The organism is Selenomonas sp. FC4001, from assembly GCF_000701565.1.
Taxonomy (GTDB): Bacteria; Bacillota; Negativicutes; order Selenomonadales; family Selenomonadaceae; genus Selenomonas_A; species Selenomonas_A ruminantium_B.
The window spans coordinates 63,857-78,348 of record NZ_JNJF01000005.1 but is presented as its reverse complement, the minus strand read 5'-3'; the positions used below and the strand labels follow the sequence as shown (position 1 = coordinate 78,348).

14 protein-coding genes are annotated in these 14,492 nt (G+C 52.7%); 11 read left to right on the top strand and 3 right to left on the bottom strand.

Features of this window, described 5'->3' with window-relative positions; translation table 11 throughout:
• Positions 1 to 35: 35 nt before the first annotated feature.
• Positions 36 to 1,658 (bottom strand): SGNH/GDSL hydrolase family protein, encoded by a 1,623-nt coding sequence (locus tag T320_RS02280; protein WP_037352790.1) that lies wholly within the window; start codon positions 1,656 to 1,658, stop codon positions 36 to 38.
• A gap of 85 nt (positions 1,659 to 1,743) precedes the next feature.
• Between T320_RS02280 and cobO the strand changes: the two genes are divergently transcribed.
• Entirely contained in the window at positions 1,744 to 2,280 is a 537-nt protein-coding gene (gene cobO / locus T320_RS02275) for a cob(I)yrinic acid a,c-diamide adenosyltransferase (RefSeq protein ID WP_037352788.1), read from the top strand.
• A gap of 78 nt (positions 2,281 to 2,358) precedes the next feature.
• Positions 2,359 to 4,011: a dihydroxy-acid dehydratase gene (gene ilvD, locus T320_RS02270; protein ID WP_037352785.1), complete on the top strand. Its 1,653-nt coding sequence runs from the start codon at positions 2,359 to 2,361 to the stop codon at positions 4,009 to 4,011.
• A gap of 48 nt (positions 4,012 to 4,059) precedes the next feature.
• Here ilvD and T320_RS14530 read toward each other — a convergent pair whose 3' ends face one another.
• Positions 4,060 to 4,203 carry a hypothetical protein gene (locus T320_RS14530; RefSeq protein ID WP_155266717.1) on the bottom strand — a complete coding sequence of 48 codons (144 nt, stop codon included), beginning with the start codon at positions 4,201 to 4,203 and terminating at the stop codon, positions 4,060 to 4,062.
• A 177-nt stretch (positions 4,204 to 4,380) separates the two neighbouring features.
• Here T320_RS14530 and greA point away from each other — a divergent pair, with 177 nt between their 5' ends.
• The 3 genes from greA (at position 4,381) to T320_RS02255 (ending at position 7,060) form a co-directional block, all read left to right on the top strand.
• Positions 4,381 to 4,857, top strand: coding sequence for a transcription elongation factor GreA (gene greA, locus T320_RS02265; protein ID WP_026760484.1), 477 nt, complete (start codon positions 4,381 to 4,383; stop codon positions 4,855 to 4,857).
• Positions 4,858 to 4,891: 34 nt separating this feature from the next.
• Positions 4,892 to 6,400: a lysine--tRNA ligase gene (gene lysS / locus T320_RS02260; RefSeq protein ID WP_026760485.1), complete on the top strand. Its 1,509-nt coding sequence runs from the start codon at positions 4,892 to 4,894 to the stop codon at positions 6,398 to 6,400.
• Positions 6,401 to 6,496: 96 nt separating this feature from the next.
• Positions 6,497 to 7,060: a biotin transporter BioY gene (locus tag T320_RS02255; protein WP_051608554.1), complete on the top strand. Its 564-nt coding sequence runs from the start codon at positions 6,497 to 6,499 to the stop codon at positions 7,058 to 7,060.
• Positions 7,061 to 7,719: 659 nt separating this feature from the next.
• On the opposite strand, the gene lgt is transcribed toward T320_RS02255, so the two are convergent.
• Positions 7,720 to 8,499, bottom strand: coding sequence for a prolipoprotein diacylglyceryl transferase (lgt, locus tag T320_RS02250; protein ID WP_037352783.1), 780 nt, complete (start codon positions 8,497 to 8,499; stop codon positions 7,720 to 7,722).
• 126 nt (positions 8,500 to 8,625) lie between these two features.
• Between lgt and pepT the strand changes: the two genes are divergently transcribed.
• From pepT to rlmN, 6 genes are read left to right on the top strand one after another with little or no spacing between them, the layout of a single operon-like run.
• Positions 8,626 to 9,879 carry a peptidase T gene (pepT, locus tag T320_RS02245; protein ID WP_037352781.1) on the top strand — a complete coding sequence of 418 codons (1,254 nt, stop codon included), beginning with the start codon at positions 8,626 to 8,628 and terminating at the stop codon, positions 9,877 to 9,879.
• 9 nt (positions 9,880 to 9,888) lie between these two features.
• The gene (gene def, locus T320_RS02240; protein ID WP_037352778.1) at positions 9,889 to 10,356 is read left to right on the top strand and encodes a peptide deformylase; all 468 of its coding nucleotides are present in this window, start codon (positions 9,889 to 9,891) and stop codon (positions 10,354 to 10,356) included.
• Positions 10,353 to 11,288 carry a methionyl-tRNA formyltransferase gene (gene fmt / locus T320_RS02235; RefSeq protein WP_037352776.1) on the top strand — a complete coding sequence of 312 codons (936 nt, stop codon included), beginning with the start codon at positions 10,353 to 10,355 and terminating at the stop codon, positions 11,286 to 11,288. Before def ends, fmt begins: the two co-directional genes overlap by 4 nt.
• Before the next feature lie 18 nt (positions 11,289 to 11,306).
• On the top strand, positions 11,307 to 12,113 hold the full coding sequence (locus tag T320_RS02230) for a DUF116 domain-containing protein (protein ID WP_081824752.1): 807 nt from the start codon (positions 11,307 to 11,309) through the stop codon (positions 12,111 to 12,113).
• Positions 12,106 to 13,440, top strand: a complete 1,335-nt coding sequence (rsmB, locus tag T320_RS02225) for a 16S rRNA (cytosine(967)-C(5))-methyltransferase RsmB (protein WP_037352771.1) — start codon at positions 12,106 to 12,108, stop codon at positions 13,438 to 13,440. Before T320_RS02230 ends, rsmB begins: the two co-directional genes overlap by 8 nt.
• A 4-nt stretch (positions 13,441 to 13,444) precedes the next feature.
• Positions 13,445 to 14,485 carry a dual-specificity RNA methyltransferase RlmN gene (rlmN, locus tag T320_RS02220; protein WP_037352768.1) on the top strand — a complete coding sequence of 347 codons (1,041 nt, stop codon included), beginning with the start codon at positions 13,445 to 13,447 and terminating at the stop codon, positions 14,483 to 14,485.
• Positions 14,486 to 14,492 lie beyond the last annotated feature (7 nt).

The window sequence follows — 14,492 nt, the reverse complement described above, 5'->3', positions numbered from 1 at the left end:
ATTTTTGACATGTCAAATCGCTTTTTTGCTGTCAATTATTTGCGGAAAACATCTTTGTGCTGATTGATGATTTCACCCATCAGCATTTTGCCCCGCACATCCGGGTGGAGGCCGTCAATGGAAAAGCTGGTGTCCATAACCTGACGGCTCTTGTCGTAGAAGTAGGGCTCCAGGTCGATGAAGTAGGGCTGATTGCGTACCCAGTTGTTGACCTGCTGGAGTTTTGCCTTCCATTGTTTATCCGTAGCCGTGTGGAAGGCGAATTGGATATTGGCCGGATTTACGGGCATCAGGGTCAGGAAAATGGGGCGGATATCGTTGGCCTCGCATTTTGCTTTGATGGCGTTCAGGTCATTGATGATGATATCCGGGTTGATGCTGCCTGCCCGCAGACTGTTGGTGCCGGTGAGAATCAAGAGATTCAGCGGCTTATAGGGCAGTACATCCTGGTCAAAACGCTGGAGGGTCATGGTGGAGGTATCGCCGCTGCGGCCGAGATTCAGGCAAGGGAAATCAAAGTAGGTGGTGTAGCTGTATTCCAGCGCCGCCGGTGAGTTGGAAACCGCGCCACCGCCGTGGGTGATGCTGTCGCCTAATACGGCCACAGGCACCCGCTCGGGCTGCTGTTTGACCACGAAGTGGGCAGCGTCTGACCAGACGCCGACGGGATTGCCTGACTTGTCAATTCCCCGTACCCGCCAGTAGTAATCACCGGCGTATGGGCGCGGGTATTCGTCGTAGCAGGCCGTGGCAGAATTGACCACCTTGCGCCATGCGGCATCAGCTGTCGGCACATTGTCGTTTTCCTTGGCGGGAGGATGAATCATCAGCTCGACTTCGTAACGCTCAACCCCGTTTAAGGGAATCCACTGGTAGACGGGATAGATGGGCATCTCGAAGTTCGGCATCTGGTCGAATTCGTTTAAGAGGGGATGGTCAGGCTGTGGAAGATTGGGGTCAATGTAGAGTTCTTCCGCTGGCGAAAATTCCCCGATGGGCTGATGGTGAATATCCAGCGCGCGTACCCGCCAGTAGATGAATTTGCGATTGGCATATTTCTTGAGGTTGGCCTGCCAGCCATTGGTGAAAATCAGCTGGGTGCTTTCCAAATGATTGGCTTTGTCCGGGGCGGTGCCACCTTCCTGCGCGGGTTTGCCTGCCAAAAGTTCCACCTCATAGCATACGGCGTTGGGCACCGAATGCCAAACCAAAAAAGGCATGAGGCTGGCAGGGGAATCTTCCTTGTAGTGATAAATTATGCTGGGGCTTACCGGATTTTTACTGTGGATGGGATTAGTTATGGGCGTAGACGGGTCCGTGAGCTGACCGAACATGCCGTAGGCCGTTACGCGGTAGCTCATGGGAATGGCGCTGCTGGGCAGTTCCAGCGAAGCCTTCATGGTGATGTTGCTGCCCCAGAACTTTGACTCCGGCTCGCCTTCGACCAGACCCGTGGTGGGGCTGTAGGTTTCCACCTTGTAGAAGCAGGGATAGGGCAGCGGGTCCCAGGACAGGGTCAGCTTGCCATCCTTCGTCTCGTCAAAGGAGGCGGAAAGCGTCATATTCCGCAAGCCCAAGACGTCGGTTTTTTCTGCCATGAAGGCCGATAAGATGGTAAAACCTAATATGATAAGAGTAAATAGTAAAAATTTCTTCATAAAATAACACCAACATTAACAGGATTTTTTCTTTTATCGTATAATTATAGTAATTAGTATAGCATATTTTTGAGGTGATGTGGAAATGAAAAAGCAAGGTTTGGTAATTGTACATACGGGCAACGGCAAAGGCAAGACAACCGCGGCATTGGGCTTGGCTATCCGCGCCTGGGGTGATGGTTTTCGGGTGCTTATCCTGCAGTTCATCAAAGGCGGCTGCACCTATGGGGAGCTCAAGACCATTGAGACGCTGAAAAACGTGGATGACCGCATCGAGATTGACCAAGGGGGCTTGGGCTTTACCAATAAGGGGCCGACGACGCAGGAGGAACATAAGGCTGCGGCACAGGAAACGCTGAAGCGGGCCAAAGAAGAAATCCAGAGCGGTAAGTGGGATTTGATTATTCTCGATGAAATCAACTATGCCGTGAAGTACGAGCTGATTGCTGAACAGGATATGCTGGAACTTCTCGATATGCGGCCGGAGGATTTGCATCTGGTGATGACGGGGCGGGATGCCTGTGATTCTCTGATTGAGCGAGCGGATTTGGTCACAGAGATGAAGGAGATTAAGCATCCGTATCAAAAGGGCATTAAGGCACAAAAAGGAATTGAATTTTAACATCTTGCTTGCAAATTGGTTTGTAAAGTTGTAAACTTGTAACTATATTTGTATCTTGGTACTTAGGAGAGTGGAAGAATGATTAGCGATAATGTAAAAAAAGGCGCTACCCGCTGCGCCCACCGTTCCCTGTTTCATGCCAATGGCTATGGCCCGGAGGATCTCAACAAGCCGCTTATTGGTATTTGCAATTCCTTCAATGAAATTATTCCCGGACATATTCATCTGCGGGAGATTGCGGAAGCAGCAAAGCTCGGTGTAGCAGCTGCTGGCGGTACGCCCATTGAATTTCCGGCCATCGGTGTCTGCGATGGTATCGCCATGGGCCATACGGGCATGAAATACTCGCTGGCCAGCCGGGAACTTATCGCTGATTCTGTGGAAGCGGTGACCATGGCTTCCGGTTTCGATGCGCTGATTCTGATTCCGAACTGCGACAAGGTTGTGCCCGGAATGCTGATGGCGGCTGCCCGCCTCAACATTCCTGCGGTTGTGGTTTCCGGCGGCCCCATGCTGCCCGGCCGTTATAAGGGGCGCGATGTCAGTGTCAGTCAGGCCTTTGAAGCAGCCGGTAAATTTGCGGCTGGCGATATGACGGCTGAAGAAATGGAAGATTTGGAAGCAAAATGCTGCCCGGGCTGCGGCTCCTGCGCAGGGCTCTTCACGGCTAACACCATGAACTCCCTGTCGGAAGTGCTGGGGATGGCACTGCCGGGCAACGGTACGATTCCGGCAGCTTACACCGGCGGCCGCCGTCTGCTGGCTAAACGTGCTGGTGCAGTGGTGATGGAACTCTTGAAGAACAACGTCCGTCCCCGTGATATTTTGACCAAGAAGGCCTTTGAAAATGCCATCACGGTGGATATGGCGATTGGCGGTTCTTCCAATACGGTGCTGCACCTCACGGCGATTGCCCGTGAAGCAGGCATTGAGATTCCGGCACCGCTCTTTGATGAGATTTCCCGCCGCACGCCGTACATTGCCAAACTCAGCCCGGCGGGCAAGCACCATATGGTAGACCTCAACGAAGCAGGCGGCATTTCGGCCGTGATGAACGAATTGTCCAAGAAGAATCTGATTCATCTCGATGCCCTGACGGTGACGGGCACGATGGGCGATAGAATCAAGAATACGCCGGTGGAAGATAATACGGTGATTCATTCGGTGGAGGCGCCTTACCGTCCGGAAGGTGGCATTGCCGTGCTCAAGGGTAATCTGGCACCGGACTATGCCGTGGTCAAGGCTTCGGCTGTGGCAGAGGATATGCTGACTTATACCGGCAAGGCCAAGTGCTACGATTCAGAACCTGCGGCCTGCGATGCCATTATGAATGGCGAAATCCATGACGGTGATGTGGTGGTTATCCGCTACGAAGGCCCCAAGGGCGGCCCCGGCATGCAGGAAATGCTCAATCCGACGGCGGTTATCACGGGCCGCGGCCTCAAAGTCGGCCTGATTACGGACGGCCGTTTCAGTGGTGCCAGCCAGGGTGCCTGCGTCGGTCATGTTTCTCCCGAAGCGATGGAGGGCGGCCCCATTGCGCTCATCGAAGATGGGGATGAAATCACCATTGACATTCCGAACCGCAAGCTCGAACTCAATGTCAGCGATGAAGAACTGGCGAAGCGCCGTGCCAACTGGCAGAAGCCGGAGCCGAAAATCAAGCACGGTTATCTGGCACGCTATGCGCGTATGACCACTTCGGCAAGCACCGGGGCTGTGGTAAAATAAGTACAAGAAAAGCAGGGCTGAAAAGGCCCTGCTTTTTCAAATGCGCTATTATCCATGGCTTTTTAACCGCCGTAATTCCAAGAGCAAATAGTGATTTTTCCGCTGATAATCTTTAGCCAGACTGAGCGTCACCCAGACCAGACACAGCAAAATAAAGACGACATACCCCAGTAATATTTCATGTAATGACAATTTTATATCCCCCTATCCCCAATTACATCAATGTCAAAATTTGTAACCATTTATAATATACGATGGAGCAGCGAATGTATTACAAAAAAATTCATATTCCCTGCGGTTGACAGGAGTGGGCACCCGTCTTATAATGAATTAGTTACTATATAGATAAAATGCAAAGGGGCGTTTAACATGGCAGATAAAAAGGTCATGCTGACCGAAGATGGTTATAATAAACTGGTAGAGAAACTGAACTACTTGAAAAGTGTCCGCCGTATTGAGGTGGCTGAGCGTCTGAAAGCCGCTATCGCACTGGGTGACCTTTCGGAAAACTCCGAGTATGATGATGCGAAAAACGAGCAGGCATTCCTCGAAGGCGAAATTCAGGATTTGGAAGTCAAAATCCGCAACTCCGACATCATCAAGGCTGGTTCCAGTGATGTGGTGCAGATGGGTTCCAAGGTTTCTGTAGTGGATTTGGAATTTGCTGAAGACGGCCCCGAAACCTTTATGATTGTTGGTTCCACGGAAGCTGACCCGGATGAAGGCAAGATTTCCAACGAATCCCCGCTGGGTCAGGCACTCTTAGGCCAGAAGGTTGGCGCTGTGGTAGACGTTCACGCTCCGGCTGGTATCATCAAGTACGAAATCAAGGAAATTTTGAGCTAATCATTAGCTGACATAGATGGGAGAATTTGCATAAATGGCAGAAAATAAGCAGAATCAGCAGGCTCCTGTAGAGGACCTGAATGAGATGATGAAGGTTCGCCGTGAAAAGATGGAAGCCTTCAAGGAAATGGGCGTGGCACCCTTTGGCCATCGCTATGAAGTGACGGCTTACGCGGCAGATATCAAGAAGGACAATGACCACCTCGAAGGGGACGAAGAAGGCCCCGAAGTATTCATTGCCGGCCGTCTCATGGCTATCCGTGGTCACGGTAAAGCATCTTTCTGCACGCTGAATGACCGCACGGGCAACATTCAGGTGTACTTCAAGATTGATGTTCTGGGCGAAGAAAAGTACAAAGGTCAGTTCCGCCGTCTCGATATCGGTGATATCATCGGCATCCGCGGCGTGGTATTCAAGACCCATCGCGGCGAAGTTACCGTACGCGTAGAAGATTTCGACCTGCTTTCCAAGTCCCTGCGTCCGCTGCCGGAAAAATTCCATGGTCTGCAGGATGTGGATATCCGCTATCGTCAGCGTTATCTCGACCTCATTGTCAATCAGGATGTGCGTGAAACCTTCCGCCGCCGCACCAAGACCATCAACTCCATCCGTGAGTATCTCGATGAGCGCGGCTATCTGGAAGTGGAAACGCCGGTTCTGTCCACTATTGCCGGTGGCGCAGCTGCCCGTCCGTTCATCACCCATCACAATACGCTGGATATCGACCTCTACCTGCGTATCGCTACGGAACTCAACCTCAAGCGTCTGATTGTCGGCGGCCTTGACCGCGTATATGAAATCGGCCGTATCTTCCGCAACGAAGGCATGGACGTACGTCACAATCCGGAATTCACCTCCATTGAATTCTATCAGGCTTTCGCTGATTACACGGACATGATGGACTTGACCGAGGGGATTGTGGTCAACGCTGCACAGAAAGTGCTCGGCACCACGGTTATCAACTACCAGGGTGTGGAAATTGACCTCGCCAAGGTTAAGCGCATCAGCATGAATGATGCAGTTAAGGAAGCTACGGGCAAGGATTTCATGTCCTGCGAAACCGTAGAAGAAGCTCGCAAAATGGCTGACGAGATCGGCGTTCCCTATGAGCAGCGTCATGGTATCGGCGGTATTTTGAATCAGGCTTTCGAGGAAAAGGTTGAAGAAACGCTGATGCAGCCGACCTTCATCACGGGCCATCCGACGGAGATTTCTCCGCTGGCAAAGCGCAACCCGGAAGACCCGCGCATTACCGACCGCTTCGAGTTCTTTATCTATGGCCGCGAACTCGCCAACGGCTTTACCGAGCTTAACGACCCCATCGACCAGAAGGGCCGTTTTGAAGACCAGCTCAAACAGCGTGAAGCCGGTGATGATGAAGCCCATGGCATGGACGAAGATTTCGTCATGGCTCTGGAATACGGCCTCCCGCCGACGGGCGGCGTAGGTATCGGCATTGACCGTCTGGTTATGTTCCTGACGGACGCTGCTTCCATCCGCGATGTACTCTTATTCCCGACCATGAAACCGCTGGCTGACTAATAGTTAACCAAATAGAAAATAAAGTTGACGCTTTTTATGAATACGTCTATAATGGGGATGTATTCATAAAAAGCGTTTTTTATTGGGGGAATCATTATGCTAAGAGAGAATGCCTTAGACATGCCGAAGGCGGGTTTTACAGTGCAGGATATGACCCGCATGGCTATCTGTTTGGCTTTTTGTTGTGCGACGGCGTTTATTTCCTTTCCATTGCCCTTTACGCCGGGACTGGTCACGGCGTTGACTATCGGCATTGGTTTGACGGCTTTGGTACTGCCGCCGAAACTAGCCTTTATCACGCTGGCTTCTTATGTGTTCCTGGGGGCCATTGGGCTGCCGATTTTCCCGGGCGGAGTAGGGGGCATGGGGCGTCTGTTAGGCCCCACGGCTGGTTTCTACTTCGGTTGGCCGCTGGTGTGCTTCCTGCAGAGTTATTTCAAGGGGCAGGCGGTAAGTTTCCGCCGCTATGCGCTGGTGACGGTGCTGATTGGCGTTCCCTTCACCTATGTTGGCGGGCTGATTTCCATGGTGACGGTGCTGCAGGTGGGCTGGTATGAAGGCTTTATGATGGCTGTGGCCCCCTTCGTATTTGGAGATGTGCTCAAGGCGCTCCTGGCGGCATTCCTCGGTGTGCGGATTAATAAAATGCTGCAGCGTTGAGGAGTTCGTGGTAAAGGTATCTTGTTCATACGTAGTTTGGGGTCAGACGGGGGAGTAATTTTTCTGTTTTCCGCTAAACGACCCCCTCGTAAAAGAGAGATGTACAGTTACCTGCGCCGGGCAGGCCAACGGCGCTGCTTTCAGCGTATTTGCTTAGCAGGGGACTACATGGGGCCGGCCTTCACTTTGTTCAGGCAGTCGCTCCCTACAGAAAAATCACTCCCCCGTCCGACCCAAGTTACGGCCTATACGATTGCCACGAACTCGTTGCTCCCGTAACAAGAACATCGATGTATTTGTTACTTATCACCGAGAAAAGAAGATTTTTGTGTCACCGTAACTTAGGGCAGAGGTGGTGATGCTTTTCGCCGTGGAACGACTGTTCGAACGCAGTGAGGACTGGCCCACAAACGGCACAAACTAAATACTGGGCTGAACATACGCGCCGCCGGTCTTGCCCGGCGCAGGTGGCTAAAAAGCTCATACATTTACTTGTGGGTCATTCAGTGCAACGGCGAAAAGTATTACCACCTCCGCCCAAACTGAGCTGTAACAAATAAAAGTAATCTCGCAGTAACATTGACAAATTGCAATTTACGCAAAAATCCGCTGACATGTTTTGTCAGCGGATTTTTGTAAGTTAAAGGGGCATGTCCCCTTTATTCTTTTGTGTGACGTAGTTTCAATGCCCAGAAGGCGATAAAGGCGAGCGTGAAGCCGATGGCGCTGGTGGTTTGGCCGCTGGTCATAAAGCCCAGCACTTTTTCGGCGTAGTCGCCGCGCAGAAATTCCAATGCGAAGCGGGCGGCGCAGTAGAGCATGACATAGAGGGCGAAGCATTGTCCTTTGGCATGCTTGAACGTGGCGCGATAGATAAGCAGCAGTGCGAAGATAACCATATCGAGCTGGCCTTCCCAGACTTCCGCTGGCCATAGCGGTTGGCTGCCGTAAGTATGAGCGGCGAGCGTCGTAGCCGGATAGACAATGCCGAAGCTGCTGCCGGTCGGAGCGCCGAAGGCATCCCCGTTCAGGAGATTGGCACAGCGGCCCAGAGCCTGACCGAGAATGATGGCTGGCGCCAGTACATCCATCAGATGCAAAGTGTCGAGCTTGTGGTAACGGCAGTAGGCGACACCGGTGAGCACGCCTAAGAGCACGCCGCCCTGAATGGCCATGCCGCCCTGCCAGACGTTCAGAATTTCAGTGAGGTGATGGGAGTAGTAATCCCAATCGAAGAAGAACACATCCCAGAGCCGGGCCCCCAAGAGTCCGGCCAGCCCGCAATAAATTCCCAAATCCACGATATGTTTTTCCGCGCCCCGGCCGTCTGACTTTGCCAGAAAGTATCCAACGCCGGTGGCCAGCATGATGGACAGGGAGATGACGAGTCCGTAAGCACGCACGGGAAAATCCCCGATGAAAAATAAATACTGATGCATAAGAAGTCTCCTAATATGATATATGACCATCATTATTATAAACCATGAAGGGCTTTTTTACTATAGCCACTTATGCTATAATGATAAGATGTATGAAACGAACAAATTTTATTCGAGGTGTTTTTCATGGAATTAAGCATGGATATTTTGGTGAAACGGTTTAAGGATTATGTGAGCTTTGATACGCAGTCCGATGAGGATAACGACAAGGCTTGCCCCAGCACGCCGGGACAGTTGGTGCTGGCAAAGCACTTGGCCGAGGAGCTGAAAGAAATCGGGCTTAGCGAAGTGGAACTCGATAACCATGGTTATGTGATGGCAACGCTGCCGGCTAATGGCATGGAAGATGCGCCCACCGTCGGCTTTATCGCCCATGTGGATACGAGCCCGTCTGCTTCGGGCAAGGATATCAAGCCGCAGATTGTGAAGAATTATGACGGCAAGGATATCGTGCTCAATGCGGAGAAAAATATCATTTTCTCCACGAAGGCTTTCCCGGAAGTGCTCAAGTACAAAGGGCAGGACATCATGTTCACGGATGGCACGACGCTCTTGGGCGCCGATGACAAGGCAGGTGTGACGGCGATTGTCAGTGCCATGGAATATTTGGTACAGCATCCGGAAGTGAAGCATGGCAAGATTCGCATTGGCTTTACGCCGGATGAGGAAACGGGCCGCAGTGCTGACCGTTTCGATGTGGAGAAGTTTGCAGCTGACTTTGCCTATACTATTGATGGCGGCGAGCTGGGCGGCTTGGAGTATGAAAACTTTAACGCAGCCAATCCGACCATCACGTTCCACGGCGTCAGCGTGCATACCGGTGATGGTAAGGGCAAGATGATTAACGCCCTGTCCATGGCCTGCGAATGGCAGCAGATGCTGCCGGCTGGTGAGAAGCCAGAGTATACGGAAGGCCACGAAGGTTTCTTCCATGTCTACAAGATGAGCGGTGATGTGGAAACCTGCACGATGAGCATGCTGATTCGTGACCATAACCGTGAGAAGTTCGAGGAGCGCAAGGCATATCTCGACACCATGGCTGCTTTCTTCAACAAAAAGTATGGCGAAGGCCGCGTGGAAGTAAAACATCACGATGTGTACTTCAATATGCTGGAAAAGATTGAAGACGGCAATATGTACGTAGTGGAACTGGCCAAAGAGGCCATGAAGGCTGCCGGTATCGAGCCGGATGTACAGCCGATTCGCGGTGGCACGGATGGTGCCCGCCTGTCCTTTATGGGACTGCCCTGCCCGAACATCTTTACCGGCGGTGCCAACTTCCATGGCCGTTTCGAATATCTGCCGCTGGAATCCCTTAAGAAAGCAGGGGAAACGGTACTGCAAATCGCCGTGGGCGCAGGCAAATTGAACAAGAAATAAGGAGAATATATGGCATTATTAGAAGTATTAAAGGCGGGCAATCCCGTCCTGAAGCAGGTTTCCGTACCTGTGGAACGCATAGATAAAAAGCTCAAGAAGCTCATGGACGATATGGCTGAGACCATGTACGAAAATGATGGTGTCGGTCTGGCCGCTCCGCAGATTGGGCAGAACATTCGTCTGGTGGTCATTGACTGTCAGGACGAGCATGGCCTGTTGGAACTCATCAATCCGGTGATTACCTTCAAGGAAGGCGAGGTGGTCGATACGGAAGGCTGCCTGTCTGTGCCGGATATTTATGGCGAAGTGACGCGGGCTGCCAAGGTCAAGGTGGAATTTATGAACCGCCGGGGCAAGCGTCAGCATTTAACGGCCACGGGACTCTTGGCCCGCTGCATTCAGCATGAACTCGACCATCTAGAAGGTCAGCTCTTTATTGACATTGCCACGAGTGTTCATAGGGGGAATCAGTCGTGAAGAAATTTCGCGTAGTATTTATGGGCACGCCGGAATTTGCGGTACCCTGTCTGGCTGCCCTGCATGAGCAGTGCGAGGTCATGGCGGTTATCACCCAGCCGGATAAGCCCAGAGGGCGCGGGCAGAAAATGATGCCGTCGCCAGTAAAAGCTTGGGCTGTAGAGCATGACCTGCCAGTGTACCAGCCGGAAAAAATCAAGACGGAAGAATTCACCGCCAAACTTGAGGAAATGAAACCGGATTTAATGGTGGTTGTGGCCTTTGGTCAGATTCTTTCGCAGCGTATTCTCGATATTCCCGAATACGGCTGCATCAATGTCCATGCGTCGCTCCTGCCGCGTTATCGCGGGGCTGCGCCCATGCAGTGGTGCGTGATTAACGGCGAGGAAAAGACCGGTGTTACCACGATGTTTATGGATGCGGGCCTTGACACGGGGGATATGCTCTTAAAGGCAGAATTCCCCATTGGCAAGGATACGACGCTTGAGGAAGTCCATGACGGATTGATGGGCATGGGCGCCAAGGTCCTTATGGACACGTTGGAAAAACTCTCGGACGGCACGCTTACGCGCACGCCGCAGCCGGCTGAATCCAATTATGCGCCAATGCTCACGAAAACCACCGGTCAAATTGACTGGTCAAAAACCGCGCAGGAAGTGCATAATCTCGTGCGCGGCCTCAATTCCTGGCCCGGGGCTTACACGAGCCTCGATGGTGCTAAATATAAGATTTGGCGTACCCGCCGCACGGGAGAACGGGCAACGGTACCAGCCGGGACCGTTGTGCGGGCTGACAAAAAGACCGGCCTCTTTGTGGCTGCCGGTGATGAAGTGCTGGAGATTTTGGAACTGCAGGCTCCTGGTAAGAAGAAAATGGGAGCTGCTGATTATCTGAATGGTCACGGCTTTGCTGCTGGGGCAAAGTTTGACTGACCGTATATGGGAAGTAAAATGACAGATTCGACCCAAAAGAAAACCTATACATTGCCGGGCAGGGCCAAGAAACGGCTGTTTATCGGCGTGCTTGCCCTGACTACGGTGCTGGCATCGGCTCTGCTCTATGTCATCTGGTACATTGCCCGTTTGGGACTGGCCGAGATTGCGGCAATGCTGCCGATGATTGTGGGCGGCGTGTTTATCCTGCTGAGTGCAGGGGCCTTGCTCGCTATATTGAATATGGTACTAGCGGTAAAGGGCTGGTTTTATCTGCCCTTTTTACAGCGGCAGACCTATGAGCTTATCAATATGCTCTTTCCGGTGGCGGTTTATGTGGCCAAAATATTTGGCATCCGCAAGCGCCAGCTGGAGGGCTCCTTCATTGCTACGAGCAATCTCATGTTTAACCGCATGGGCATCAAAGTGCCGGCGGACAAGCTGCTCGTGGTAACGCCGCACTGTCTGCAGCTGGCGACCTGTCCGCATAAAATCACTCGGGACCCCAATAATTGCAAACGTTGCGGTGGCTGCGATATCGGTTCGCTCGTGAACTTGTCCGAGGAAATGGGCTTCCATTTCTTTGTGGCTACAGGGGGGACTTTGGCCCGTCAGGTTGTCTACAACACCCGGCCGAAGGCGGTGCTGGCCATTGCCTGTGAGCGGGACCTCATGAGCGGCATTCAGGATGTCTATCCTCTGCCGGCGGTGGGCGTCTTAAATATCCGTCCTAACGGTCCTTGCTACAATACCCATGTGGACATGGCGGAAGTTCGTGCCCAGTTGGAAAAAATCATCATTCCCAAGGAGCAAGATAATGGATAAAGCGCGGGAAATCGCGATTAAGATATTAAATGAAGTGCATGAAGAAGGCGCTTATGCCAATGTGGCCCTGGCCCGCCATCTGCGCAAGGCTGACCTTAGCGACCAGGACCGTCGCTTTGTGACGGAACTGGTGTACGGAGCCGTAAAGGCCGGGGATACCCTCGACTGGATTCTGCGCCGCTATGTGAACCGACCGCTAAAGAAAATTCCGCCGATGGTGCGGGAAATCCTGCGGCTGGGGCTTTACCAGATTTTCTATCTGGACAAGGTGCCGGCTTCGGCGGCCTGCAATACGGCGGTGGAACTCACCAAGAAGTATAGCCATGCAGGCACGGTAAAGTTTGTGAATGCTGTATTGCGTACCGCTGTGCGGGAGCCGGAAAAAGCGGCTTTCCCCGAAGGCAAGGGCAAGGCAACGGAAGGACTGGCACTAAAGAGCCAACATCCTTACTGGCTTGTGAAGCGCTGGGTTAAGCAGTTTGGCTTTGAAGAAGCGGAAACGCTCTGCGCCTTTGATAACGGCCAACCGGTTCTTTCAGTGCGTACCAACACGCTAAAGAGCAACCGCGAGGACTTGTTAAAAGCATTGCAGGCGGCAGGGGCAGAAGTGCAGGAAAGCCAGTGGACGCCGGAGGGCATACTCGTTACGGCCCATGGTGCTTTGGATAACCTTGCGCCGTTGCAGGAAGGCCTCTGTCAGGTACAGGACGAAAGCTCCATGCTGGTTGCTCATGTCGTTGACCCGCAGCCTGGTGAACTTATTATCGACTGCTGCAGTGCTCCGGGGGGCAAGACCACTCATATGGCGGCACTGATGAAGAACGAGGGCCGCATTGTGGCCGGAGATATCTATGAGCATAAGCTGGAACGCATTGAAGAAAATGCGCAGCGTCTGGGTATTACCATTATTGAACCTACCTTGCTCGATGCCCGTGAAGTGGGCGAGGAGTATGAGGATATGGCCGACCGCGTGCTCGTGGATGCACCCTGCTCTGGCTTGGGCGTTCTGCGGCGCAAGCCGGATGCCCGCTGGAATAAGAGTGCTGAGGAGATTGCGGCCTTGCCGACTCTGCAGGGGGAAATCCTCGATAGTGCTGCCAAGGCTCTAAAAGCCGGCGGTGTACTGGTCTACAGTACCTGCACCATTGACCCGTCAGAAAATGACGAAGTGGTAGAGGCCTTTTTGACCCGTCATCCGGAATTTACATTGGAACAAACTGGGGATTTCCTGCCGGTGAAGCGTCCGGATAAGATGGTACAGCTCTATCCGCAGCGGGATGGTACCGACGGTTTCTTTATTGCACGTATGCGCAAAGCGAAAGGATAAGACATTGACAAATATATTTGGGTTGACTTTAGCAGAGCTGCAGGAAGTCTTGGCGCCCTTGAAGGTGCAGAAGTTCCGCGCCAAACAGATTGCCGAATGGCTCTATCAGCGCGGGGCGGTGGATTTTTCCGCCATGACCAACCTGTCGAAGGCTTTGCGTGAGCAGCTGGCGGAGAATTTTACCATTGGCCGTCCCAAGATTAAGGCGCGGCTCGATTCACAGGATGAAAAGACCACTAAATTCCTGCTGGAGTTTGCGGATGGCACCGCTATTGAGACGGTGCTGATGCGTCAGCCTTATGGCAACAGCATCTGCGTATCCACGCAGGCCGGCTGCAATATGGGCTGCGCTTTCTGCGCTTCCACCCTTCATGGTCTGGCCCGTGATTTGACCTGTGGGGAAATTTTGGCGCAGGCGGTAACCATCAATGATATGCTGCGGGAGGAGTCCGGCAGCAAGGTGGATACCATGGTGATTATGGGCAGCGGGGAACCCCTGATGAACTACGACGAGGTCGTGAAGTTCCTGCGCCTTATCCATGAGCCCTATACTTTGGGCTTGGGATACCGCAATATCACGCTCTCCACTTCGGGGATTGTGCCCAACATGTACAAGCTGGCAGAAGAAGGCATGCCCATTTCCCTGTCGGTGTCCCTGCATGCGCCGAATCAGGAGCTGCGCTCGGAAATCATGCCCATCAACCGCAAATACCCCTTGAAAGATGTGGTGGCAGCGGCAAAGAATTATGCCGACAAGACCAAGCGGCGGGTAACCTATGAGTACATCCTGATTGACCAGTTAAATGACGGCGAGCAGCAGGCAAAAGAGCTTACGGCGCTTATGCATGGCCAGCTGGCCAGTGTCAATCTCATCCCCATCAATCCCGTGGTGGAACGCAATCTTCTGCGTCCGTCCAAGGCACGGATTGACTGGTTTGAAGGGTATCTGGCGAGCCATCACGTAAACGTGACTGTGCGCCGCGAGATGGGCACGGATATTCAGGCGGCCTGCGGTCAGCTGCGCAACAAGCATTTGCAGGATTAGAGGTGAA

What these genes read in the sequence shown, in the direction of transcription:
- T320_RS02280 (WP_037352790.1), bottom strand. Translation starts at nt 1,658, where the DNA reads ATGAAGAAATTTTTACTATTTACTCTTATCATATTAGGTTTTACCATC.
- cobO (WP_037352788.1), top strand. Translation starts at nt 1,744, where the DNA reads ATGAAAAAGCAAGGTTTGGTAATTGTACATACGGGCAACGGCAAAGGC.
- ilvD (WP_037352785.1), top strand. Translation starts at nt 2,359, where the DNA reads ATGATTAGCGATAATGTAAAAAAAGGCGCTACCCGCTGCGCCCACCGT.
- greA (WP_026760484.1), top strand. Translation starts at nt 4,381, where the DNA reads ATGGCAGATAAAAAGGTCATGCTGACCGAAGATGGTTATAATAAACTG.
- lysS (WP_026760485.1), top strand. Translation starts at nt 4,892, where the DNA reads ATGGCAGAAAATAAGCAGAATCAGCAGGCTCCTGTAGAGGACCTGAAT.
- T320_RS02255 (WP_051608554.1), top strand. Translation starts at nt 6,497, where the DNA reads ATGCTAAGAGAGAATGCCTTAGACATGCCGAAGGCGGGTTTTACAGTG.
- lgt (WP_037352783.1), bottom strand. Translation starts at nt 8,499, where the DNA reads ATGCATCAGTATTTATTTTTCATCGGGGATTTTCCCGTGCGTGCTTAC.
- pepT (WP_037352781.1), top strand. Translation starts at nt 8,626, where the DNA reads ATGGAATTAAGCATGGATATTTTGGTGAAACGGTTTAAGGATTATGTG.
- def (WP_037352778.1), top strand. Translation starts at nt 9,889, where the DNA reads ATGGCATTATTAGAAGTATTAAAGGCGGGCAATCCCGTCCTGAAGCAG.
- T320_RS02230 (WP_081824752.1), top strand. Translation starts at nt 11,307, where the DNA reads ATGACAGATTCGACCCAAAAGAAAACCTATACATTGCCGGGCAGGGCC.
- rsmB (WP_037352771.1), top strand. Translation starts at nt 12,106, where the DNA reads ATGGATAAAGCGCGGGAAATCGCGATTAAGATATTAAATGAAGTGCAT.